This window comes from Paludisphaera mucosa (genome assembly GCF_029589435.1).
Lineage (GTDB): Bacteria > Planctomycetota > Planctomycetia > Isosphaerales > Isosphaeraceae > Paludisphaera > Paludisphaera mucosa.
The window spans coordinates 106,115-130,209 of the sequence record NZ_JARRAG010000003.1 but is presented as its reverse complement, the minus strand read 5'-3'; the positions used below and the strand labels follow the sequence as shown (position 1 = coordinate 130,209).

Here is a 24,095-nt window from a genome sequence, read left to right as displayed (position 1 = left end):
CGATGAAGGACATGCCATGAAGACCCAGATCGCCAAGCTCGCCCCCCTCGCCCTGCTGTTCGGCTCGCTGCTCGTCGTCGGGGCCGGCTGCGAGACCAAGGGCCCGGCCGAAAAGGCGGGCGAGAAGATCGACCGCGGCGTCGAGAACGCCAAGGACGCCATCGACCCCCGCGGACCCGGCGAGAAGGCCGGCGCCGCCGTCGACAAGGCCGTCAATCCCTGAGCCTGACCGCCGCGGCCGAGGGGCCGCGTCATCGAGCGACTTCACGGGGGCCCTCCACACGGAGGGCCCCCGGCGTTTCCGGGGCCGTGCTGAGGGCTTGAATGCTAATCCTCGCCTCCATCTTCGGAAACTCGGGGCGGGGGCTTCGCCGCCCACGACACCGTGGCCTCGGGCAAGGCTCGCCTGAGTTCGTCCCTGCCCGCCTCGGTGACCTCGGTGAAGATGAGGTAAACCTCCTTGAGCTGGCTCATCGGCTTCAGGAATTCGAGGTCGGCATCGGTCACCGGGGCCGGGTTTATGATCAGCGTCTTGAGGTGGGGTAGGTCTCTCAGGTGCCCCAGGCCTGGGCCGGCGACCTTCGTGTCGCTGAGGTTCAGCGATTCGAGGTTGGTCAACCCCCGCAGATACGTCAGGCCGGCTCCGTCGATCTTGCTGGCTTCCAGGTTTAGGCCCCGGAGTTTCGTCAGGGACCCGAGATGGACCAACCCCAGGTCGGTGGCCTGGGTCTCGCCGAGGTTCAGCTCTTCGAGGCTGTCCAGCCCTCGAAGGTGAGCCAGGCCGGCGTCGTCGATCCTGCTCGACCTCAGGTCCAGCCTCCGAAGCTTCGTCAGGCCGTTCAGGGACTCGAGTCCGGGGCCGGCGACCTGGCAGGACTCGAGGCCGAGCTCGGTGATCTGGGTCAGTCCCTTAAGGTGCACCAGGCCGGCGTCGGTGATCGCCCCGGACAGGGAAACGTCGTCGAGGCCGGTCAACGCACCTACGTGGACGAGGTCGGCATCGGTGAGGCGGGTTCCGTAGAGCCTGATGGCTTGGAGGCTGGTCAGCCTTTTCAGGTGGGCCGGGCCGGGGCCGACGACCGGGGCGCCGGCGAGGTTCAGCGTCCGCAGCCCGGTCATGCCACGCAGGTGGACCAGGCCGGCGTCGGTGATCCTGGTGGAGGAGAGGTCCAGGTCATCGAGGTGAATGAGCCCCCGCAAGCGGGCCAGGCCGGCGTCGGTGATTCTCGTGGAAGAGAGGTCGAGCGACTCAAGCTCCGTCAGCCAGGTCAGCGGGGCCAGGTCCGCGTCGGTGACGACGGGGTTGTTGAGGCAGACGGCGACGACGGGGCGGCGATCGGGCTGAAGGACGCACATGCCGCGACGCGCGCCGACGTCGCCTTCGAGCATCCTGATCGCGGCGATCGCCCGCTCCTGCTCGGCCCGTCGCCGCCGCGGTTCCAGGGCGAGCGCCAGCACGACGGCCGTGGCCGCGACCCCGACCATCGTCGCGCGCAAGCTCCAGCGAACCCGATATCGCATCGACACCTTCCTGACGTCCACGTATGACCGAGAAGGGATCCTCGCCAACAGGGAGACGTCCGCCGGTCGGCGCCGATTCGGTCGCCGCCGGCTCGGGCCGTCAGGCCGAGGGTCGGGCGCCAAGGTCGTCGCCTTCGCCGGGAGGGCGTTCCATCGGGGTGACGCGGACTTTCAGCGGCCGGACGAGCGAGAAGGCCCACAGGCCCAGGCAGACGAAGACGGCGTAGAGCGGCGAGAACACCAACGCCAGCGCCGCCGACGAGCCCAGCCCCAAGGCTAGCGCCGAGACCCCGTGGACCGGCTTCCGGTTGAGAATGACCAGGTCGGCCCCGAGGAAGCCGCCGACGGAGAACGCCGCGCCGAGCAGCAGGATCGCGACGACCTGGCCGATGAGCAGCGGCATGAAGAAGGCGCGAGGCCGCACCTCGCCGACGACGTTCGGCCGATCCTGTTCCAGATCCATGACGCCTCCCGGATCAAGCGACGGAGCTTCGTTGGGGCCGAGCGGGACGACCGTCCCGGGCCCTGGTTGCGCCTCAGCCCGGCGCGTCGCGCTCGGGGTGGTGGCGATAGCTGACGATGTGGACGTCCTCGACGACCACCAGGCCGCCGGCGACCATCTCTTCGAGGATGGGGAGCAGCTCGGCGATCCGCTCGGGGCGGTCGACGATCTCGACCTTCTCGGGGAGGTCCTCGGAGAGGCCGAGGAAGTGCGCCCGATGGATCCGCGAGTGTTTGCCGAAGCCCATCACCCCGCGCGACATGGTGGCCCCGGCGAAGCCCAGCTTCCGGCAGCGCTCGACGATCGCCACGGCGAGGTTCGACCCGTGCCAGACGTCGGAGCTGCCGATGTAGACGGTCACCCTCCGGCCTTCGCCCTCGATCTGCATCGCCCCGGGTCCTTTCTCATCTCATTGGGGATGGACGTAGCGGGCGACCTCGACGGGGCTGACCGTGCTCACCGTCGCGACGCCCTCGCCGACCATCGCCCGGAACTCGACGAGCAAGGCCTCGATCCGCTCGGCGACGTCGACGACCTCGACGACGACCGGGGCCCCCATGAAGGAATACTCGCTCTGGTCGTCGTGGACGACGCCACGCGCCCCGTAGCCCATCTCGGCCGTGAAGACCGAGGCCCCGGCGAGGCCCATCTCGCGGGCCTTCGCGACCACCGCCTCGTAGAGCGGCCGGCCGCCGAAGCGGTCGTCGTTGTTCAGGTAGAGCCGCAGCAGGCTCGCCTCGCCCGGGTTCATGAGTTCCCCCCGTCCTCGTCCGTCGCGACCCGCCGCGCCCGCTCGGGGGCCTGGACCCGGGCCGCCCGCTCCGCCCTGGGGAGGGTCAGCTCGCGCGCCAGGGCCACGCCCAGCGTGACCGCCAGGAACCCGACGACGAGGGTGGCGGCCGTGTAGAAGAGGCTCGCCCCGCGCTCGCCCCGTTCCCAGAGGGTGAGGCCGTCGTAGGCGAACGTGGAGTAGGTCGTGTAGCCGCCCAGGAAGCCGGTGACGACCAAAAGCCGCAGGTGCGGGTGCGGCAACCGGTGGGCGAGCAAGGTCGCCAGGAACCCGATCGCGAACGAGCCGGTCACGTTGATGAGGAAGGTCGCCAGCGGGAACTGGGGGCTCGCCCAGCGATTGACCCACAGGCCGAGCCAGTAGCGGGCGTTCACGCCGAACGCGCCGCCGAGCGACAGGATCCCGATCTGAGCCAGCTTCTCCACACGTCCTCTCCCAAGAGGTGCGACTCCCCGCCCGTCCGTTCGAGGTCCAGTCTACCGTGGCCCTGGGGACTTGGCCTTGCGGTAGCAACGGGACAAAAACAACTCCAACCTTCCCCGCTCGCCCTCCGCAGGCTCGGAACCACCGGTTTTGTTCGAGTTTCAGCAGCATCAACCGGAGTGGGGCTCCGAGAACAACGGCGAAAAGAGTAACGGTCTTCGTTAAACTGCCCTCGTCGACTCAGCGGGCCGGTCCGCTGAACTTGGTCGTTAGGCGGCAGCCCGCGCCCTGGCCAGAACCGAAACATCATGACCAACTCCGACAAGAGCAAGCTCCTGAAGCTGAACACGGCTTATTGGCTTACGGCCATGGTCGTGCCCGTCATCCTCCATTTCGGCCTCTCCTCCACCAAGTTCCCGTGGCCGGTCATTCTCCCCTTCCTGCTCCTTGGACTGATGCTCGCCTCCAACAGTTTGCTGTCCAAGGCGAACGGAGTCGCCACGGAGGTCGACCTCTCGTCTCGAACCCCGTGACCGCTGCCAGGTTTCGAGACCTTGACTTCGGAACGGGTCGCGGAAGGGTGATGGCGGCTTTTCATGGGGATTCAGGCCGTTTGAGAGGGGGATCCCGGATACGAACCTTTTCGGGATGGAAGGCCTGAACGTTGTCTTTTGTCCCGTTGCTACGGGAAGGTCGACTGCGCGGACCTGACGTCCCGTTCCCATCCGTTTCGGCCCTGGATTGCAATTCCCGACCCCCCGGTCGATCATGAAAGGAGATTCATCTTGATGCCCGGGCCGGGGATGATACCCTGCGTCCTGGACTCTTCGTGCGAGGCGGCCCCGGACGACGACGCAGCCTTCCCGAGCGGCCGCGAAGGTCGGCGACGCGATGCGCCCCGGCGGGTCGGCGAACCGATCCGGGTCCGAGGACGTAGGAGGGGCTAAGGCCCGGCGGATTTGGGGTTGGGGGAGGTGCGTGCGCCCCTCGGCCCGGGGATTGGGGGCGGCCCGGTGGTTCGTGCGATCATCTTCTGGAGCCTCCACAATCGCCTCATCGTGATCCTCGGGGCGTTCGCCCTGATCGGCGTCGGGGCCTATTCCGCGGCCAATCTCAACGTCGAGGCGTACCCCGACCCGACGCCGCCGCTCGTCGAGGTCATCAGCCAGAACCCCGGCGCGAGCCCCGAGGAGATGGAGCGGCTCGTCGGCATCCCCGTCGAGACGGCGCTCAACGGCATGCCCGGGCTGGAGTACCTTCGCAGCACGTCGATCGCGGGCCTGAACGACGTGAAGTGCCAGTTCGCCTACGGGACCGATTACGGGGCCGCCCGCCAGGAGGTCCTGAACCGGCTGGCCGCGGTGGACCTGCCGGCGGGGGTCAAGCCCGGCCTCTCGCCGTGGAGCCCCACCGGCGAGATCATCCGCTACGTCCTCGAAGGGCCCGCCTACACGACGAACCAGCTCAAGGCCGTCCAGGACTGGGTGGTCAACCGCACCCTGAAGCAGGTGCCCGGCGTCATCGACGTGGTCGGCTTCGGCGGGACGGTCAAGCAGTATCAGGTCCTGCTGGACACCCGGCTGCTCAAGCAGTACGGCGTGACGATGCAGCAGGTGGAGGACGCCATCGCGCGTTCGAACGCCAACGTCGGCGGCGACCTGCTGACCCTCGGCACCCAGGCCCACAACGTGCGGGCCGTCGGCCTGCTCGGCGGCGGCCGGGACCCGCTCGACCCGGCCAACCTCGCGCAGGCCCCGGCGATCGAGGCCGAGAAGCTCGACGACATCCGGGACGTGATCATCACGTCGGCCCAGGACGGCACGCCGATCTTCGTCCGCCAGGTCGCCAAGGTGATCGTCGGCAACCGGCCTCGGCTGGGGATCGTGGGCCGCGGCGGCGAGGACGACGTCGTCGAGGGGATCGTCATGATGCGGAAGGGGGAGAAGTCGCTCCCCACCGCCGAGGCGGTCGTCGCCAAGATCGAGGAGATGGAGCGCGAGAAGCTGCTGCCCGAAGGCATGCGGATCCGGGCGTTCAACCAGCGGACCGACCTGGTGCACGTCACGACCCACAACGTGCTGCACAACCTGCTGATCGGCGTCGGCCTGGTCGTCGCGGTCCTCTTCGTCTTCCTGGGCGACCTGGCGAGCGCGGCGATCGTCGCCCTGGTCATCCCCCTGGCGCTGCTGTTCGCGATCTCGGTCCTCTTCGCGCAGGGGAGGTCGGCCAACCTGCTTTCGATCGGGGCGGTCGACTTCGGGATCATCGTCGACAGCTCGGTCATCATCGTCGAGACGATCTACCGGCACATCACCGAGCCGGGGGCCGACCGTTCCCGGCCGCTGATCGACCGGATCGCCGAGGCCTCGCACGGGGTCGAGCGGCCGATCTTCTTCTCGACGATGATCATCATCTGCGCCTTCGTGCCGCTCTTCGCGATGAGCGGCCCGGCCGGGGCGCTCTTCGGGCCGATGGCCGCGACCTACGCGTTCTCGATCCTGGGGGCGCTGCTCGTCTCCCTGACGCTGGCCCCGGTCCTCTGCTCGATCTTCTTCCGCAACAAGACCGAGGAGAAGGACACCCTCGTCGACCGCGCGCTGAAGTCGGTGTACTCCGCCGCGCTCCGCGGGGCGCTGGGCCGCCGGCCGATCGTGCTGCTCGCCTCGGCCGGGCTGCTGGCGTACACGATCTCGCTGCTGCCGGGCCTGGGGGCAGAGTTCATGCCCGAGCTGGAGGAGGGGAACCTCTGGATCCGGGCTTTGATGCCGCGGACCGTCTCGCGCGAGGAGGCGGCCCGGATGGCGCCCCGGCTCCGCCGGGTCATCGCGTCGGTCCCCGAGGTCCGGGGGGTGATGTCGCAGGTCGGCCGGCCCGACGACGGCACCGACGTCACCAGCTTCTTCAACGTCGAGTTCAACGTGCCGCTGCGGCCCATGGAGGAGTGGCGGCCGGGGATGACGCGGAAGAAGCTCGAGGCCGAGCTGACCGCGAAGTTCGCCGACTTCCCGGGCCTGAGCTTCAGCTTCTCGCAGCTCATCCGCGACAACATCGACGAGGCCCTCTCGGGCATCAAGGGGGCCAACTCGGTCAAGCTCTTCGGCGGCGAGCTGGAGAAGCTCGAGGAGGTCGGCCAGCGGGTCGTGAACGCGCTGCGGGCGATCCCGGGGATCGAGAACGTGGGCCTCTTCCACATCGTCGGCCAGCCCAACCTGGAGGTCCGCATCGACCGCCGGGCGTGCGCCCGCTACGGGGTGAACGTCGAGGACGTCGAGGACGTCGTCCAGGTCGCCATCGGCGGCCGGGCCTTCTCCGAGATGGTGGAGGGCGAGAAGCGCTACGAGATCGTCCTGCGGTTCCCCCAGGACCTCCGCGACGACCCCGACGACATCGGCCGCATCCCGGTGGACCTGCCGGGCCGCGACGGCAAGCCCGGGGCGCGGATCCCGCTCTCGCACCTGGCCGCGATCGAGCCCCACAAGTCGGGGGCGGCGTACATCTACCGCGAGAACAACCGCCGCTACATCCCCATCAAGTTCAGCGTCCACGGCCGGGACCTGGCCTCGGCCATCGAGGAGGCGCGACGCAAGGTCGACGACCCGGCCTCCGGGGCGAAGCTGCCGCCGGGCTATCGCGTCGAGTGGTCGGGCGAGTTCGCCCAGATGCAGGAGGCGAACCGGCGGCTGATGGTGACGGTCCCGCTCTCGATCGTGCTGATCCTGGTGCTCCTCTACACGATGTTCAGCTCGATGAAGGACGCCCTGCTCGTGATGGCCGGGGTCGTGACGGCGATGATGGGCGGGATCTGGGCCCTGCGGCTGACCGGCACGGCCTTCAGCATCTCGGCCGCCGTGGGCTTCATCTCGATCTTCGGCGTCGTGGTCCAGAACGGCGTGCTGCTCGTCAACGACTACAACCGCATGCGCGCCGCGGGCGTGCCGGTGCGTGAGACCGTCGAGCGGGGCTCGACGGCCCTCCTGCGGCCCGTCGTCATGATCTCGCTCACGGCCATCCTGGGGCTCCTCCCCGCCGCGCTCGCCGACTCGGTGGGCTCGCAGGCCCAGAAGCCGCTGGCGATCGTCGTGGTGGGGGGGATGTTCGTCGCGATGTTCCTCCCGCAGTTCCTCATCCCCGTCCTCTACACCTACTTCCCGGCCCGCGGCCCGAGCCCGGCCGAGGATCTCTGAGGCCCGCGCATGACGACCCCATCATCGGCGGCGGCCGATCGCCCGGGCCAGGTCGCGGCTCCCGCGGCCGCGGCCCCCGCCCCCGAGGCCCCTCGGCCCCGCCGGTCCCCGGCCCGCCTCCTGCGGCGCGTCGTCGTCCTGGCCCTCCTCGGCGCGGCGGCGTACGGCGCGTGGAAGTATCCCGCCGAGGTCGGCAAGGCCTGGCGTTCGCTCTCCGGGACGGGCCCGAAGGCGCCCCCTGCGCCGCCCGCCGAGGCCGCCGGCCCCGCGGGGCCCTGGGACGGCTCGCTCCGGCTCACCGAGGCCGCCCGCGCCGCGCTCGACGTCCAGACCGTCGAGGTGAAGCCGCAGGTCCGGCCCATCCGGCTCGAGCTGCTGGGGACGACCGAGTACATCTCCGACACGCTCACCAAGGTCCGTCCCATGTTCAAGGGCCGGGTCGACAAGGTGCACGCCACGGTCGGCCAGTCGGTGAAGAAGGGCGAGCCGCTGATCGACCTCTACAGCACCGAGCTGGCCGAGGCCAAGAGCGTCTACGAGATCGAGCGGATCCAGTGGCTCTACGACAAGAAGCTCGTCGAGATCCGCGGGTCGCTCCTGCAGTCGAAGACCGTCTCGCAGCAGCTCTACGACGAGACCAAGAACAACGAGATGAAGAACCACCAGGAGTACGAGGTCGCCCGCGACAAGCTGCTGGTGTACGGCCTGTCGGACGAGGACGTCGAGAGGGCGGAGAAGGAGTCCGGGTCGCAGAAAGCCCGGCTGACGCTGCGCTCGCCGGGAGACGGCCTGGTCATCAGCCGCGACGTCGCGGTGGGGAACCTCTACGACGAGAACGACACCCTGCTGGTCATCGCCCCCCTGGACCGCCTCTGGGTCTGGGGGAACGTCTTCGAGAGCGACCTCGGACTCGTGAGGTTGGGGCAGGACTGGGAGATCCAGTTCCCCTTCCGCGACCAGAAGGTGCTGGGGAAGGTCGAATACATCTCGAATCGGGTCGACCCCGCGACCCACGCCGTGCGCATCCGCACGTCGATCCCGAACGCCGACGGCGAGTACAAGTCGGACATGCTCGTGCGGGGGATGCTGGCGATCCCCCCCGTCTCCGGCTACGTGGTGGCACCCCGGACCGCCCTGGTCGTCGGCGACGGCCGCTCGCACGTCTACGTGCAGGCCCCGGACGACCCCGGCCGGTTCGAACGTCGGTCGGTCTCGGTCGCGCAGGAGACGGACGACCGCGCCGTGATCGCCGCCGGCCTCAAGGCGGGCGAGAAGGTCGCGAACGTGGGGGCGCTCATCCTGGCCCAGATGTACGAGGACCTGCAGACGGTCGCCACCGGAGCGGCCGCCACCGCGAGCCCGGAGGCGAACTGATCCGGACGACCGGAGCCCTTCCGCTCATCCGCGCGACCCGCAAAAGCCGATACCTTCCACAAACCGGCGCGGCCGGATCATCCCCGCCGCACGTCCGGCGAGGCGCAGGATCGGCGTCGACGTCTCGGGAGTCACCGGGGGCATGAAGCCAACCATCAGAGCCGCCCGCGCCCTGCTCGCGGCCGGGGCCCTGGCCCTCCTCGCGGCGGGCCGCCCGTGCGTCGCCCAGGGGCCGACGGTCGACGTCCAGGGGCCGCCGGGCATGCTCGGATCGCGCGGCCGGCTCGGGGCCCCGATCGGCTCGGCCGGGATCTCGGCGTTCGACGCGACCCCTGGCTCGCAGCAGGATCGTCCGATCGGCGGACGCCTGGGGCCGTCGGCGAGCCGCGCCCCCGTCGGGGCTCTGAGCCCGTCCACGGCGATCCAGTCGCGCGAGCCGTCGGCCCGGTTCCAGCCCCGGGCGCTCGAGCCGGCGAACGTCCCCCGCTACGGGGAGCTCGAGCTCCCCGCCGGCCCCCAGGCCGCGGACCGGCCCGGCGGCCTGACCCTCGACGGCGCGATCGAGCGGCTCGTGCAGCAGAACCTGAACCTGCTGGCCCTCCGGCACGAGATCGACCAGGCCCAGGCCGACGTGCTCACGGCGAGCCTTCGGGCGAACCCGGCGCTCTACGCCGACACCCAGTTCGTCCCCTACGGCCGGTTCAGCCGCGACCGGCCCGGCGGGCCGACGCAGTACGACCTCAACATCACCTATCCCGTCGACGTGAGCCGCAAGCGGCGCGCCCGCACCGAGGCCGCCGTGAAGGCGAAGCGCGTCACCGAGGCCCAGTTCCAGGACGCCGTCCGGCTCCAGATCGACAACCTCTACACCGCCTACGTCGACGTCGTCGCGGCCGAGGAGACGCTCCGCTACAGCCGGGCCTACGCCGCGGGGATCACCAAGCTCCTCAACCTGAACCGGGAGCTGCTGGAGAAGGGGCAAATCACCGAGTCGACCACCGACGCCCTCGGCGCCCAGGTCGAGCAGGCCCAGTTCCAGGTCCGCGAGGCGACCCAGGCCCTCGGCCGCACGACCCGGGCTCTCGCCGTCGTCCTGAACATCCCCCGCGCCGGCGCGGAGTCGCTCCAGGTGCAGGCCACCCTGCGCGACGTCGCCGAGCTGCCGACGCCGCTGGAGTCGCTGATCGAGACGGCCCTCGCGTCGCGGCCCGACCTGAACGCTTACCGCCTGGGGGTGACCCGCGCCGACGCCGACGTGAAGCTCGCCCACGCCGAGCGGTACTCGGACGTCTACGTGCTCGCCCAGCCCTACACGTACCAGGACAACCGGCCCTTCGGGCTCAAGAGTCCGACGTCCTGGGCAGTCGGCGTGACCGTCCCCCTGCCCCTCTACAACCGCAACCAGGGGAACATCGCGCGGGCGAAGTCGAACGCCTCCCAGACGCGGATCGAGCTCGCCGAGATCGAGCGGCAGGTGGCCAACGAGGCCGAGGAGGCGGTCAGGGAATTCGAGCTCAGCCGCGACGGCGTCCTGGAGCTGGAGGGCGAGGTCCTGCCGGCGTCGCGCAAGGTCCGCGACGCCGCCTTCCGCCGCTTCCAGGGCGGCGAGGCCGACGCGCTCGAATACCTCGAGGCCCAGCGCCAGTACAACGACGCCGTCCGCCAGTACCGCGACGGCCTGGTCCGCCACCGCCGGGCCATGCTCGACCTGAACACGGCGGTCGGGTCCCGGATCTTACCGTGACGAACCGAGGAAGGAGCCGCACGCGGATGGGCATGGGACATGGCAAGAAGGGCGGCGGCCGACGCGCCCGCCCCGCGATCGAACGGCTGGAGGGCCGCGACCTGCCCACGGCGCCGTCGCTCCTCGGCGGGCCCGTCGCGGCGATCGACCTGGGCTCGCTGCTCTCCTCGTCGGCGAGCCCGACGACGGCGCTCGACGCCCGCACGCCGACGCCCCGCGAGCTGGCCCGCCAGAAGTTCGTCGCCAAGTTCTCCGGCCCGTTCACGACCGGACCCGGGCGCTTCACCGACCAGGCGGCGCAGTTCTATCTCAAGGGGGGCGGCGGCTCCAGCGCCTTCGTCCACGGCGACCTGCAGATGGCCCTCTACACGCCCGTCGACCCGGCCGGCGCGACGACGGGGATCGCCGCCCTGATCGTGAAGAACGTCGGCAACTCGGGGAACCTGCTCGTCCTCGACCTCCAGGGCGACACGTCCTCGCTCGACGCCGCCGGCCGACCCCGGCGCTTCACCTGGACCGTGAACGGCTCCAGCGGCGGCACGTTCAGCGGGGCCGTCGGCGAGGGGACCGTCGACATCCGCTACCAGCCCGGCGGGTCGTCCCGCGCGCGGGCCGGCCAGGCCGGCGTCAGCTTCCAGGGCCGGATCGAGACCAACGGCGTGACCGACGTCCTGCGGTCGTGACGCGACGCCACCCGATCAGGGCCGCTCGCACGTCCCCTTGACCGCGTGCTTCGCGCCGGCGATCGACAGCTCCAGCTCGACGTCGAATAGCGAGCCCGACCGCACCCCGAAGCCGCCGTTCACGTAGAGGTCGAACGCCTGCCTGCCCGAGAACGTCCCGACCGGCTCGACGTGGGCCGTCGAGACCGCGTCGTCGCCGCGGTAGACGGCCACGGTCCAGAAGCGGTCGCTGGGCCGAGACTCCCAGTGGTTGATCGAATCCCGAACCGAGACGACCACGTTGTCGATCGTGGTCTGGTCGGGAAGCTCGGCCTCGATCTTCAGGCGCTGGTCGGTCTCGCCGTTGGACTTGCCGGCGTCCTGGCCGTTCGCGCCGACCCGGTCCTCGACGTCGCTCAGCCACCGCACGGAAACGAGCGAGGCCCCGCCGCTGGACGTCCCCGCCGCAACCGCGCCGGACTTCGACTCGGGCCTGGGCCGCGTGCACTCCGCGCCGATCTCGACCGGCTGCCCGCCGATCGTCAGCGCCGCCTGGAAGACGAAGACCGCGCCCGGCCCGAGGTCGCCCTGGGCGAACAGGTCGAACGCCTGCGAGCCCGAGAACGTCCCGACCTTGTCGACGTAGCCGGAGATCGCCGGCGTGCCGGCCCGCTCGACGCCCAGGAACCAGAATCGGTCGTTGGGCTGCGTGACCCAGCGATGGTTCCCGTCGCTGCTGGACACGCTCAGCTCGTCGACCGTCGCGTCGGGCGGCAGTTCGAGCGCGACCCGGAATTGCAGGTCGTTCCGGCCGTTGGGCCGGCCGGCCTCGCCTCCATTTTCGCCGACCTTATCCTTGTCGTCGTCCACGAAGACGAACTCCGCGACGCTCGCGCCGCCCGCCGATCGGGCCGGCGGCGCCGAGTCGTCCCGGGGCCTCGGCGGGATTCGAGCGGGCCGCGCGGCGGGAGACGTCGGCGGAGCGGCCGCCACGATCTCGGCCGCAGACCGGCCCGGGTCATGGGAGACGATCGCGGGGAAGTCCTTGACCAGCTCGAACGACCGCACGAAGGCCTTCGCGTCGTCGGGGCCCATGTCCGACGCCCGGCCCGTCATCCGAATGTGGTAGAGCCGATCGCCGGCGATGAGGACGCGGATGGCCCCCGCGTAAGGCAGGTCCTGGAATTCGATCTCTCGGCCGGGATGCCGCCCCATCTCGATCGCATTCACGTTCTCCTGGCGCCTTGAGACCGGCCCCCCGAATTGGACGGCCTGATCGAGGAGCTCCGAGAGCCGCTTCTCGCGCAGGGCCTGCTCGGGGAACTGCGCCCAGGCGACCATCCGAGCGATTCCACCCTTGTCGAACGTCGCCGTGTGCAGGGTCACGTCGCCCACGATCGACTTCTGCGGCCACTCGTTCGTCTTCGGAGGCTCCGGGAAGGCGACCTTGTAGGCCCCGTCGGGCGATTCGTAAGCCGCGCCAGGACCTTTCGGGCCCGACCCCCCGACCGGGCCTGCGGATTCCCGGGAGACCAGCACGGGTACCGGGCTGATAAGCTGGAAAGATCCCACGAACGCCCGCTGTTCTTCGGGCTTGACCGTCCCTTCGGGCCCGATCATCAATACCTGGTACAGGCGGTCGCCGATCAGGAAGAATCGGATCAGGCCCAGCCCCGGCCCGCCGCCGTCCGTCGCGTCGACGCGGATCTGGACCTCCCGGCCGGTGTGCGGCCCCAGTGCGATCGGCTCTTGCTTGAGCACCGTCCAACCCATCGACGCCGCCGACTTGAGGCCCCCATCGAGGATGGCGTCGGCGGCATGAGGATTCCGCCCATGCTGTTCCAGCAGCTGAGGGGGGAACTGCGACCAGGAGACGGCCCGGGTGATGCGACCCTTGGCGAGCATCGCCGTACTGAGCTTCTGGGGCCCAACGGGCGTCTCCTGCGTGGTCTCGGTCGTATTCGGCGTCTCCGGGAAGCCGACCCGATAGGCCCCGTCGGGCGAGGTGTAGGGGAGTTCCGGCGACTGGTCGCTCCTGGACCCGTATTCCGGCGCGAGGTTGGTCGCGGAGTCCCCATCCCGGTTCGACCTCTTATAAATCTTGTAGGTCGAAGCCACGCCCACGTAGATCATGTAGACGGCGAGCAGCCCCGCGAGGGACGAGCCGGCGATCTTCTTCCAGTTCGGCCCCTCGCTCTCCGGCTCGGGCGTCGGCTCCACCTTCGGCCTGGGGGTCGGCCTCGGACGCGGCGGCAAGACCTCCTCGGGGACCGCCGCCAGCTCGAACTCCGAATCCGGCTTCGGCCGTGGCGCGACGGGCTCCTCGCGGGGCGCCGCCGGCGGCTTCGGCTGCGGGGGACGCGCCGCCTTCGGGGGCGCCGACGGCTCGGCTGGCGTGGTGGCCGCGGCCGTCGCGGGGACGCGGAACGTCTCGCCGCAGCCGCCGCAGCGCACCTTCTTGCCGGACACGTCGACGCTGGGGGTCAGGACCTTCCCGCAGGTCGGGCACGTCAGCTTCACGGCCATGAGGTTGGGCCCCCGCGACGACGGATTCGAGCGAGATCATGAAAAATAACCAATGAACCATACCAAATGTTTCGCGCGGATCAATCCATGACAAATCCAACTTTCGGGACGCCGTCGGGTTCGAAAAAAGCGGGGGCGGGGCGACCTGATCGCCCCGCCCCCCGGCGAGATCGGTGAAGCGCTTCTCCGGCGCGTCAATCGTCGCGGTTTTGCTTCAGGCGACGGTCGCTCTCCGGGTGGAGGACGCGGCCGCGGCCGCCGCCCGACGAGTCGTCGTCATCGTCGTCGCGGCGCGAGGATCGGCCGCTGCTCCGGCTTCCCGACGATGAGCCGCCGCCTTCCTCCTGCAGCTCCTCGCGAAGCTCGTGGAGGCGCGTCTCGATCTCGTCGAGGACGCGGATCGCGCGGCTGATGACCCCGCCCCGGCCGCTCGACGAGCCTCGGCGGCTTTGGGCTTGGCCCTGCCGATCGTCGCCCTCGGAACGCGAGCGGTTGTCGCCGGCCCCTCGCTCGGAGCGGCCGCGCCCGCCTTCCTTGTCGTCGTCGTCATCCTCGTCGTCGGACTCGAATCGGCCCCGCTCGTCCCGCTCCCGCGTGGTCGCGGACTGGGCTCGAGCGCCGTTGCCCTGGGATCGGCCCGAGTTCGAGCCGTTGGCCCCGCGGCCGCCCTCTTCGCCGGACGTGAATCGTCCCCGGCTATCGTGCTGACGACCGGAGTCGTCGTTGGTCTCTTCGTCGTCGGTCTTTCGCCTGGTCTGCGTCGCCATCGGTCGTTCTCCGTAGTTGCGAATCTCAGCCATCCGAGGCCGCCATCCTGCAGCGGCCGACGATCGAACAGGCAATCCGGGCGCCGCCGATTCGCATTCCGAGGAATTCCCATATGACCCGTCGTTGACCCGGCTCCCCGGCGATCGCTGCGCCCTTTCAAGCATGCCGCGAGAAGCGAATTCGCCGGCCCGCATCCCAAAGTCCCGGGGGGCGCAGGCTTTGCTTAGGTTTGTGGATCCAATCCCCCCACGAAAGCCCCGACCACGCCCCAGGAACCTCCCGATGATCTTCCGAGTCGACAAGCTGCTGACCGCGCTTCCCAAGCCGAAGCATCCGTCCGCCGACGCGGCGGCGGCCGTCCAGGAATTGATGGGCGGCAAGGCGGGCGAGATGTCCACCCTGATGAACTACTTCTTCCAGACGATCAACTTCCGCGATCGCGAGAACTACCAGCCGTTCTACAAGCTGGTCTCCAACATCGCGGCCGAGGAGTGGGGCCACGTCGAGCTGGTGGCGAGCGCCATCAACCTGCTGCTCACGGGGACGGTCCCGCGCGGCCACGACCCGGCGGCCGCCCCCCTGGCCGACGTCCCGGGGTTCCGCAACACCTACCACTTCTTCGCGGCCGGCCAGAACGCCCTGCCGATGGACTCGATGGGCCACTTCTGGAACGGCAGCTACGTCCATTCCAGCGGCAGCCTGAAACTCGACCTGGTGCACAACTTCTTCCTGGAGCTGAACGCCCGGGCGACGAAGCTCAAGGTCTACGAGACGACCAGCGACCCGACGGTCCGCGAGTTGACGGCCTTCCTGCTGGTGCGCGGCAGCACGCACGTCATCGCCTACGCCAAGGCCCTGGAGGCGCTCTCCGGCGGCGTCGAGGTGGCGAAACTCTTCCCGATCCCCGAGCTGAGCACCGACGCCTTCCCCGAGGCCCGGAAGTACGTCGAGCAGGGCTTGTACAACACGATGTACAGCTTCAGCCAGGAAGACATCTCGGCGCTGGGCCAGATCTGGAAGGGCGCGCACCCCGACGGGGCCCCCGAGCTGGTCGTCACCAACGACCCGATCCCGACCCTCGTCGACATCCCGTTCCTGCCGGCCGAGCCCCAGGTCGCCGCGCCGTCGGCCCTCGACCCCGAGCAGGTGAAGGAAGCCGCCGAGCGGATCTTCGGCAAGGACAAGGGCAAGCGCAAAGGCAAGAAGGCGTCCTGACGCGTCGCGACCGCGTCAGCGAGGGGATCTCGCGGGGTCGTTCCGAGCTCGCCGGGCCGATCCGCCGGGTCGGCTCCGTCGCGATCCACCTTCGCGATCTTCCACCCGCCATCGCGCGCATCCCGATTCTGGGACGCGGCCGCTCGGGCCGTGGGAAGGCGGCATCCTCGTTCGTCGCGAGCCACGCTCGGGGTGTGGTGCGTCGGTCCCGAACGTTCCTTGCGCATTCGAACGTCCGCCCCACCAGGCATTCATGCTCGTATCCATTGACATCGGTTTCATTCGTCGCGCTCCTGGACGCCGCACGGCATGCAGGATTAGGATGAACGCGCGTCGGAGGTCCGCATGGGTCGCGGTAAGGATCAGAGGGGTTTCATGGGCGACGAGTCCACGAGCGCCGACGAGCTGATCCGGCGCGTCGGCGAAGGCGACGAGGAGGCGCTCGGGGAGCTGTTCGGGGCGCATCGCGAGCGGCTGAAGCGGCTGGTTCGGCTGCGGCTGGACCGGCGGCTGCAACGTCGCGTCGACCCGTCCGACGTGCTCCAGGAGGCGTACCTCGACCTGGCGAAGAAGCTGCCGGCCTACGCCAGCAAGCCGTCGCTGCCGTTCTTCCTCTGGGTCCGCCTGGTCGTGGTCGAGCGGCTGATCCGGATCCATCGGACCCACCTCGACGCGGCGGCGCGCGACGCCGGCCGCGAGGTCTCGCTGCACCGCGGCGGCGAGCCCCGGGCCGACTCGGCGTCGATCGCGGCGCAGCTCCTGGGGCGGGTCACGTCGGCGAGCCGCGCGGCCGTCCGGGCCGAGCGCCGGGTGCAGCTCGAGGCGACGCTCGACGCGATGGACCCGGTCGACCGCGAGGTGATCGTCCTGCGACATTTCGAAGAGCTGTCCAACGACGAGGCGGCGAGCGTACTGGGCCTGTCCAAGGCCGCGGCGAGCAAGCGCTACGTCCGCGCGATGTTGAAGCTCAAGGTGGTCCTCGCGAACACCCCGGGCCTCGCCGACACGGTCGACGGCGGGGCGGGCTGAGCCGTCGGCCGGACGACGGAGGGAGTCCCAAGCGTGGTCGATCCCAGCGAGGAATGCGACCCGCTCGCCGCGCTGGCCGACGAGTTCCTCGACCGTCGCCGGCGGGGCGAGCGGCCGTCCGTCGACGAGTTCCTCGACCGCCTCCCCGGCCGTCGCGAGGAGCTGCGCGACCTGCTCTCGGCCCTGATCGCGGTCGAGGCGCTCAAGCCCGACCTCGGCGAGCAGGGCGAGGGTCCCGAGGCCGGGCCCGGCGACGAGGAGCGGCTCGACCGCCTGGGCGACTATCGCCTGCTCCGCGAGGTCGGCCGGGGCGGGATGGGGGTGGTCTACGAGGCCGAGCAGGTCTCGCTCGGCCGCCGGGTGGCGCTCAAGGTCCTGGCACCCTGGCTGCGGGCGAGCCCGCATCAGGTCCAGCGGTTCCTCCGCGAGGCGAAGTCGGCGGCGCGGCTGCAGCACCCGGACATCGTGCCGATCTTCGGCGTGGGCGAGCACGAGGGCCGGCACTACTACGCCATGCAGTTCATCAGCGGGCACGGCCTCGACCGCGTGCTCGACGACGTGCGGCGGCTCAAGAGCCCGGCCCCGACGTCGGAACACGACCACGAGCTGACGCGGGCGGCGGCCTGGACCCAGCTCGACGGCGAGACGCGGCCGTCCGCGGGCGGCGGGCGGCGGGGCGTCCTCGCGGGGGGGTCGCCCTCCCCCTCGCCGACGCCTGGCCGCGTCGACTCGGCGACGCCCGTGGACGCGCCCGACGCCGGCTACCGCCGCGCCGTGGCCGAGATCGTCGTCCACGCCGCCGAAGCGCTGCAGTACGCCCACGACCAGCGGATGCTGCATCGCGACATCAAGCCCTCGAACCTCCTGCTGGACGAGAACGGCAAGGTCTGGGTGACCGACTTCGGCCTGGTCAAGGCCGTCGACGGCGAGGACCTGACGGGCACCGGCGACATCGTCGGCACGCTCCGCTACATGGCGCCCGAGCGGTTCCGGGGCCGCTGCGACGTCCGGTCCGACGTCTACTCGCTGGGCCTGACGCTCTACGAGATGCTGGCGCTGCGGCCGGCGTTCGAGGCCGCCGACCGGCAGTACCTGATCCACCAGATCACCCAGGAGGAGCCCGAGCCCATCCGCCGCGTCCTGCCGACCCTGCCCCGCGACCTGGCGACGATCGTCCAGACGGCGATCGCCCCGGACCCCGAGGACCGCTACGCGACGGCCGGCCGGCTCGCCGAGGACCTCGGCCGCTGGCTGCGCCACGAGCCCATCCGCGCCCGCCGCAGCGCCCCTCACGAGCGGCTGGCGAAGTGGGCCCGGCGGAACCCGGCGGTGGCCGCGCTGGCCGCCTCGGCCGCGCTCGCGGCGATCGCGGCCCTGACGATCCTGGCGGTCGGCAACGTCCGGGTCTCGCGGTCGCTCTACGACTCGCAGCGGCTGACCTACTTCCAGCGGATCGCCCTGGCCGAGCGCGCCTGGTCGGGCAACGACGTCGGCCGCGCCGAGACGCTGCTCGACGACACCCGGGCGGAGTTCCGCAGCTGGGAGTGGCACTATCTCAAGCGGCTCTGCAACGCCGCCCTGGCGACCCTCAGGGCGAACGGCGGCGAGCAGCCCGACGCCCTGGCGTTCAGCCCCGACGGCGCGACGGCGGCGACCGCCGGCCCGCACGGCGACGTCCTGCTCTGGGAGGTCCCCGCGGGCCGCCGGATCCGGACGATCTTCGGCCGTCCCGAGGGGGTCTACGGCCTGGCCTTCCGCCCCGATGGCGTCGTGATCGCGTCGGCCGGCGGCGGGCGGACGATCCGGCTCTACGAGGTCGCCACCGGCCGGGAGATCGCCGCGATGCCGATCGCCCGCGGCCGCGACGCCCTGGCGGTCGCCTGGAGCCCCGACGGGACGACGCTCGCCTCGTGCGCCGGGGTCTTCTGGGAGACCGTCGAGCGCGCCGAAGAGGCCGGCGACCTGACGCTCTGGGACGCGCGCACGGGCCGGGCGATCCGCAGCCTCGAGGGCCACGTCGGCTCGGTCCACCAGGCGGCCTTCTCGCCCGACGGCGGACGCCTGGCCTCGGCCGGCGCCGACGGCCTGGTGAAGGTCTGGGATCCGGCGACCGGGGAGCTGCTGTTCGACCTGGCGGGTCACGAAGGCGTCGTCATGGGGGTCGCCTACGACCTAGGCGGCCGGCGGATCGTCTCGGCCGGCCTGGACGGCACCCTGCGCACCTGGGACGCCGCGACCGGGGCCGCGCTCGGGACCTTCCGCGACCCCGGCGAGCGGTTCCTGGGGGTCGCCTGGAGCCCGGACGGCCGCCGGATCGCCGCCGCCGGCCGGAGCTGGGCGGTCACCGTCTGGGACGCCGCGACCGGCCGAAAGACGGCGACCTACCGGGGCCACGACCGCGAGGCGACGGGCGTCGCCTTCAGCGACGACGGACGCCTGCTGGGGTCGGCCGGGTACGACGGCCTGGTCCGGATCTGGGACGCCGAGCACGGCCAGGACGCCCTCGCGATCGTGGACTTCGCCTCGCCCGTCAGCGACGTGGCGGTCGACCCGAAGGGCCGATGGCTGGCGGCCGCCGACGAGGTCTGCGCCGTCCAGCTCCGGGACCTGGCGACGGGCCGGCCCGGCCCCGAGCTCGACGCCCGCGCCGGCTCGCACGCCTCGGCGGCGTTCAGCCCCGACGGCGCCCGGCTCGCCGCGGGGGCCCGCGAGGGCCCCGGGCTCGTCGAGGTCTGGGACCCGGCGACCGGCCTTCGGCTGCACGCGCTCGAGGCCGGCAGGGCCGCCGTGACCGCCGTGGCGTTCGGCCCCGACTCCCGCACCCTGGCCGCCGGCGACCTCGCGGGCGTCGTCCGGATCTGGGACGCCGAGTCCGGGACCGCCCGCAAGCCGCTGTCCCCCGCCGCCCCGCTGGCGATCACCGCGTTGACGATCAGCCCCGACGGCCGCCGCCTGGCCGCGACGACGGGCGACGTCAAGCGCGTCTACGCGCCCGGGACGGCGACGGTCTGGGACCTGGAGACCGGCCGCGAGGTCCTGAAGCTCCGCGGCCATCGCCAGGGGGTCGCCGACGCGGCCTTCAGCCCCGACGGCCTCAGCCTCGCCACCGCGAGCTGGGACAACACCATCGGGATCTGGGACGCCCGCACCGGCGAGCGCCGCCACGCCTTCACGATCCGGGGCCTGCTCGTCTGGGCGGTCGCCTTCACCCCCGACGGCAAACGCGTCGTCGCCGCCGACAACATCGGCCGGATGACCTTCTGGGACGTCGAGACGGGCCACGAGGTCCTGACCCTGCCGGCCCACGCCGACCGCATCTACGACCTGGCCTTCGGCGACGGCGGTCGCCTGCTGGCCTCCGCCGGCCGCGACGCCGTCGTCAAGGTCTGGAACGCGTCGCCCTCCTCCGCCCCCCCCGCCGTCGCCCCGGCGGACGCCCCCTAAATCTCGTCCGGAAGAAATTCAACGAATCCTGTCTCCGTCACACGGTCGTGCGCAGGTCGTCTTCCAGCGAGCGATTCGGCGAGGCCCACCATCGCGACGAGGCCCGACGCGGCCTCCCTTCTTCGTCGACGCTCGGACGACATCCAGGCAGGCAGCCAGCCAGGCATTCAGTCCTCACACCAGGGCAGGAGACGCATGATGTTCGACCGTCGCCTCGACAACCTGTTTCGCAGCCTCCGTCGTCGGCCGCGACGGCCGGCCCCCCGCATCACGCTCGGCCTCGAACGGCTCGACGACCGCATCACGCCGACGGTCTCGGCCGTGTTCGGCGCCGGCGCGTTGAGCATCTTCGGCGACTCGCTGAACAACACGATCACGATCGGCCGCACGGCCGCCGGCGCGATCCAGATCAACGGCGGCGCCGTCGCGATCCTGGGCGGCGTCCCGACCGTCCTCAACACGACGTCGATCTCGGCCTTCGGCCTGGGCGGCAACGACGTGATCACGCTCAACGAGGCCAACGGCGCCCTCCCCAAGGCCAACCTCTTCGGCGGAGCCGGCAATGACACGCTCACCGGCGGCTCGGGCGCCGACCTGCTCTTCGGCCAGGACGGAAACGACACGCTGCTGGGCAAGGGGGGCGTCGACTTCCTCTTCGGCGGCGTCGGCAACGACACGCTCACCGGCGGCGACGCCGACGACCAGGTCTTCGGCGAGGGCGGCGACGACCGGATGATCTGGAACCCGGGCGACGACACGGACCTGAACGAGGGCGGAGCCGGCGTCGACACCGTCGAGGTCAACGGCGGCAACGGCGCCGAGGCCTTCACCATCACCCCCAACGGGACCCGCGTCCGCTTCGACCGCGTCAACCCGGCCCCGTTCTCGATCGACGTCGGCACCAGCGAGAAGCTCGTCGTCAACGCCAACGGCGGCGACGACGCGATCACGGGGAGCAACGGCCTGGCCGCCCTGATCCAGCTCACGATCGACGGCGGCACCGGGAACGACACGATCCTGGGCGGCGACGGCGCCGACTTCATCTTCGGCGGCGACGGCGACGACTTCATCGACGGCAATCGCGGCAACGACACCGCGCTCATGGGCGCCGGGAACGACGTCTTCCAGTGGGATCCGGGCGACGGCAGCGACACCGTCGAGGGCCAGGCCGGCACGGACTCGATGCTCTTCAACGGCGCCAACGTCAACGAGGTCTTCGACGTCTCGGCGAACGGCGGCCGGGTGCGGTTCACCCGGAACGTGGCCAACATCGTCATGGACCTCGACGACGTCGAGGGGATCGACCTCAACACCCTGGGCGGCGCCGACTCGACCACCGTCCACGACCTCAGCGGCACCGACCTGACCGAGATCAACGTCAACCAGGCCGGCACGCTCAACGGGACGACCGGCGACGGCGCGGCCGACTCGGTGACCGTCGAAGGCACCAACGGCGACGACGTCATCGACGTCTTCGGCGCGGGGAGCTCCTACGCGGTGGTCGGCCTGCCGGTCCTCGTGAACGTCTCCAATTCCGAAGGGGCGAACGATTCGCTCGCGGTGAACGCCCGGGGCGGCAACGACGGCGTGACGGCCTCCACGCTCCCCGCCGGCGTCGTCCAGTTGGCGATCGACGGCGGCGCGGGGAACGACACGATCCTGGGCAGCCGCGGCGCGGACAGACTCCTGGGGGGCGACGACGACGACTTCATCGACGGCCAGCAGGGCGACGACGTCGCCTTCATGGGCGCCGGGAACGACGTCTTCCAGTGGGATCCGGGCGACGGCAGCGACACCGTCGAGGGCCAGGGCGGCGCCGACTCGATGCTCTTCTTCGGCGCCAACATCGCCGAGAACATCGACGTCTCGGCCAACGGCGGCCGCGTCCGCTTCTTCCGCGACGTCGCCAACATCGTCATGGACCTCGACGACGTCGAGCGGATCGAGTTCCGCGCCCTCGGCGGGGCCGACAACGTCGTGGTGGGCGACCTCACCGGCACCGACCTGACGCGCCTCGACGTCGACCTCCGCGGGCCCGGCGGCGGGGGCGACGGGGCGGCCGACACGGTCACGGTCAACGGCACCCAGGGGGCCGACGCGTTCGGGGCCGCGGGCGACGCCGGCGGGATCAACGTCTTCGGGCTCCACACGGTCGTCAACATCTTCCACCAGGAGCAGGCGAACGACCGCCTGACGCTGAACGGCCTGGGCGGCGCCGACACGATCAACGCCTCGTCGCTCGAGGCCGACGGCATCGCCCTCACGATCAACGGCGGCCTAGGCGTGGATCTCATGCTCGGCAGCGAGGGCGACGACCTGATCAACGGCGGCGACGGCGACGACGTGGCCCTCATGGGCCAGGGCGACGACACCTTCGTCTGGAACCCCGGCGACGACAACGACACGATCGAGGGCCAGGCGGGATTCGACACCATGCTCTTCAACGGCGCCAACATCGCCGAGAACATCGACGTCTCGGCCAACGGCGGCCGCGTCCGCTTCTTCCGCAACGTGGCCAACGTGACGATGGACCTGAACGACACCGAGGCGATCACCTTCAACGCCCTGGGAGGCGCGGACAACATCGTCGTCAACGACCTCTCGGGCACGGACGTGACCGAAGTGAACCTGAACCTCGCCGGCGCCATCGGCGGGACGGCGGGCGACGGCTCGGCCGACACGGTGACCGTCAACGGCACCAACGGCGACGACGTCATCCAGGTCGCGGGCGACGCCCTGGGGGCCCAGGTCCTCGGCCTGTCGGCCGCGATCAACATCACCGGCGCCGAGGCGGCCAACGACCGGCTGATCGTCAACGCCCTGGCGGGCTCCGACGTGGTCGAGGCGAGCGGCCTGGCCGGGAGCGGCCCGCGCCTGACCGCCGACGGCGGCACGGGCGACGACGTCCTCATCGGCGGAGATGGGAATGACAGCCTCCTCGGCGGCGACGGCGACGACGTCCTGATCGGCGGCCCCGGCGCCGACGTCCTCGACGGCGGCACGGGCGACAACGTCCTGATCCAGGGCTGACGCCCAGTACCGACCCAACGGGGCGGCCCGCCGCGATCCTTCGCGGACGGGCCGCCCCTTCGTCGTTACGGGACGTCCCTCATCCGCGACGCCGTCGGGCCGAGACGGTCCAAGCTCCAAGGATCCCCAGGCCGCACAGGCCGAGGACCACGCTCGACGGCTCGGGGACGGCGGTCAAGGCGGCATATCGAGCTTCCACCTCGGCGGCGGTCAGCGCGACGTCGCTGATGCGCAGCTCGTCCAGCGAACCGCCGAGGTTCCCGGGCTGGAAGTCGTTCCCGCCGATCTGGATGAGAGGCTCCGCGATCGCCGGCAAGTCGAAGGAGAAGGCGCCCGACGACATCAACCGGCCGTTGATGTAAAGGCCCAGCTGCTTGGCCGCGTCGTCCCAGGTGTAGACGAGGTAGATGCTCGCGCCCGCCTTCCAGTCGGAGACGTTGATGACGCCGGGGACGCCGGTCTCCGGGTCGCCGTTCTCGCCGTAGCGGTTGAAGATCCCGCGGAGGTTGTTGGCGGCGTCCTTGGCGAAGACCATCCCCCCGCTCCCGCCCCACGTCAGGAAGACGTGGTTCCGGCCGTCGTCGCCGTTCCAGTCCGGCCTCAGGACGAACTCCAGCGTGCCGACGAAGGGGTCGATGTTGCCCGCGGCCTCGTAGGTCAGCTGATTCCCGTCGTCGAACCGGGCGGCGCCGCCGCCGACGCCCGGGACGAACGAAACCCCCGTCGCCGTGACCGGTCTCTCCCCCCGGGCGCCCTGGAGCGATCCATTGAAAGACAGGTCGAGCAGCACGTCGGCCTTGAGGGCGTCCGGCGCGAGGCCCAGGGCCAGGAGGGCCAGCATCAGCGGCCTGACGCGGGAGGCGGATCCAACGCGGTTCTTCAT

At 70.8% G+C, this 24,095-nt stretch carries 18 protein-coding genes; 10 read left to right on the top strand and 8 right to left on the bottom strand.

Annotation, left to right across the window (positions count from 1 at the left end):
• Nucleotides 1-16 precede the first annotated feature (16 nt).
• A complete protein-coding gene (locus PZE19_RS30770; protein WP_277864499.1) occupies nucleotides 17-223 on the top strand; it encodes an Rv0909 family putative TA system antitoxin in 207 nt (68 codons plus the stop codon).
• A 104-nt stretch (nucleotides 224-327) separates the two neighbouring features.
• On the opposite strand, the gene PZE19_RS30765 is transcribed toward PZE19_RS30770, so the two are convergent.
• The 5 genes from PZE19_RS30765 to crcB all read right to left on the bottom strand — a co-directional run bounded on the left by PZE19_RS30765 (nucleotide 328) and on the right by crcB (nucleotide 3,238).
• Nucleotides 328-1,521: a leucine-rich repeat domain-containing protein gene (locus PZE19_RS30765; RefSeq protein WP_277864498.1), complete on the bottom strand. Its 1,194-nt coding sequence runs from the start codon at nucleotides 1,519-1,521 to the stop codon at nucleotides 328-330.
• Between the two features lie 100 nt (nucleotides 1,522-1,621).
• Complete coding sequence (locus PZE19_RS30760) at nucleotides 1,622-1,984, bottom strand: hypothetical protein (protein WP_277864497.1); 363 nt, start codon at nucleotides 1,982-1,984, stop codon at nucleotides 1,622-1,624.
• A gap of 73 nt (nucleotides 1,985-2,057) precedes the next feature.
• Nucleotides 2,058-2,411, bottom strand: coding sequence for a DUF190 domain-containing protein (locus tag PZE19_RS30755; RefSeq protein WP_277864496.1), 354 nt, complete (start codon nucleotides 2,409-2,411; stop codon nucleotides 2,058-2,060).
• A 21-nt stretch (nucleotides 2,412-2,432) separates the two neighbouring features.
• The gene (locus PZE19_RS30750; protein WP_277864495.1) at nucleotides 2,433-2,774 is read right to left on the bottom strand and encodes a DUF190 domain-containing protein; all 342 of its coding nucleotides are present in this window, start codon (nucleotides 2,772-2,774) and stop codon (nucleotides 2,433-2,435) included.
• Entirely contained in the window at nucleotides 2,771-3,238 is a 468-nt protein-coding gene (crcB, locus tag PZE19_RS30745; protein WP_277864494.1) for a fluoride efflux transporter CrcB, read from the bottom strand. Before crcB ends, PZE19_RS30750 begins: the two co-directional genes overlap by 4 nt.
• Before the next feature lie 306 nt (nucleotides 3,239-3,544).
• Between crcB and PZE19_RS30740 the strand changes: the two genes are divergently transcribed.
• The 5 genes from PZE19_RS30740 (at nucleotide 3,545) to PZE19_RS30720 (ending at nucleotide 11,221) form a co-directional block, all read left to right on the top strand.
• A complete protein-coding gene (locus PZE19_RS30740; RefSeq protein ID WP_277864493.1) occupies nucleotides 3,545-3,769 on the top strand; it encodes a hypothetical protein in 225 nt (74 codons plus the stop codon).
• Nucleotides 3,770-4,249: 480 nt separating this feature from the next.
• Nucleotides 4,250-7,420, top strand: coding sequence for an efflux RND transporter permease subunit (locus PZE19_RS30735; RefSeq protein ID WP_277864492.1), 3,171 nt, complete (start codon nucleotides 4,250-4,252; stop codon nucleotides 7,418-7,420).
• Between the two features lie 9 nt (nucleotides 7,421-7,429).
• The gene (locus PZE19_RS30730) at nucleotides 7,430-8,794 is read left to right on the top strand and encodes an efflux RND transporter periplasmic adaptor subunit (protein WP_277864491.1); all 1,365 of its coding nucleotides are present in this window, start codon (nucleotides 7,430-7,432) and stop codon (nucleotides 8,792-8,794) included.
• A gap of 142 nt (nucleotides 8,795-8,936) precedes the next feature.
• Complete coding sequence (locus PZE19_RS30725; RefSeq protein ID WP_277864490.1) at nucleotides 8,937-10,538, top strand: TolC family protein; 1,602 nt, start codon at nucleotides 8,937-8,939, stop codon at nucleotides 10,536-10,538.
• Between the two features lie 26 nt (nucleotides 10,539-10,564).
• Nucleotides 10,565-11,221: a hypothetical protein gene (locus PZE19_RS30720; protein WP_277864489.1), complete on the top strand. Its 657-nt coding sequence runs from the start codon at nucleotides 10,565-10,567 to the stop codon at nucleotides 11,219-11,221.
• A 15-nt stretch (nucleotides 11,222-11,236) separates the two neighbouring features.
• On the opposite strand, the gene PZE19_RS30715 is transcribed toward PZE19_RS30720, so the two are convergent.
• The gene (locus PZE19_RS30715) at nucleotides 11,237-13,726 is read right to left on the bottom strand and encodes a zinc ribbon domain-containing protein (RefSeq protein ID WP_277864488.1); all 2,490 of its coding nucleotides are present in this window, start codon (nucleotides 13,724-13,726) and stop codon (nucleotides 11,237-11,239) included.
• Between the two features lie 194 nt (nucleotides 13,727-13,920).
• The gene (locus PZE19_RS30710; RefSeq protein ID WP_277864487.1) at nucleotides 13,921-14,493 is read right to left on the bottom strand and encodes a hypothetical protein; all 573 of its coding nucleotides are present in this window, start codon (nucleotides 14,491-14,493) and stop codon (nucleotides 13,921-13,923) included.
• 283 nt (nucleotides 14,494-14,776) lie between these two features.
• On the opposite strand from PZE19_RS30710, the gene PZE19_RS30705 reads away from it, so the two are divergent.
• The 4 genes from PZE19_RS30705 (at nucleotide 14,777) to PZE19_RS30690 (ending at nucleotide 23,212) form a co-directional block, all read left to right on the top strand.
• Nucleotides 14,777-15,709 (top strand): manganese catalase family protein, encoded by a 933-nt coding sequence (locus tag PZE19_RS30705; protein WP_277864486.1) that lies wholly within the window; start codon nucleotides 14,777-14,779, stop codon nucleotides 15,707-15,709.
• 375 nt (nucleotides 15,710-16,084) lie between these two features.
• Entirely contained in the window at nucleotides 16,085-16,738 is a 654-nt protein-coding gene (locus PZE19_RS30700) for a sigma-70 family RNA polymerase sigma factor (RefSeq protein WP_277864485.1), read from the top strand.
• A 33-nt stretch (nucleotides 16,739-16,771) separates the two neighbouring features.
• Nucleotides 16,772-20,182, top strand: a complete 3,411-nt coding sequence (locus PZE19_RS30695; RefSeq protein WP_277864484.1) for a protein kinase domain-containing protein — start codon at nucleotides 16,772-16,774, stop codon at nucleotides 20,180-20,182.
• Nucleotides 20,183-20,380: 198 nt separating this feature from the next.
• The gene (locus tag PZE19_RS30690) at nucleotides 20,381-23,212 is read left to right on the top strand and encodes a beta strand repeat-containing protein (protein WP_277864483.1); all 2,832 of its coding nucleotides are present in this window, start codon (nucleotides 20,381-20,383) and stop codon (nucleotides 23,210-23,212) included.
• A gap of 79 nt (nucleotides 23,213-23,291) precedes the next feature.
• Here the strand turns inward: PZE19_RS30690 and PZE19_RS30685 are convergent, their stop codons facing one another.
• Nucleotides 23,292-24,095 carry a LamG domain-containing protein gene (locus PZE19_RS30685; RefSeq protein ID WP_277864482.1) on the bottom strand — a complete coding sequence of 268 codons (804 nt, stop codon included), beginning with the start codon at nucleotides 24,093-24,095 and terminating at the stop codon, nucleotides 23,292-23,294.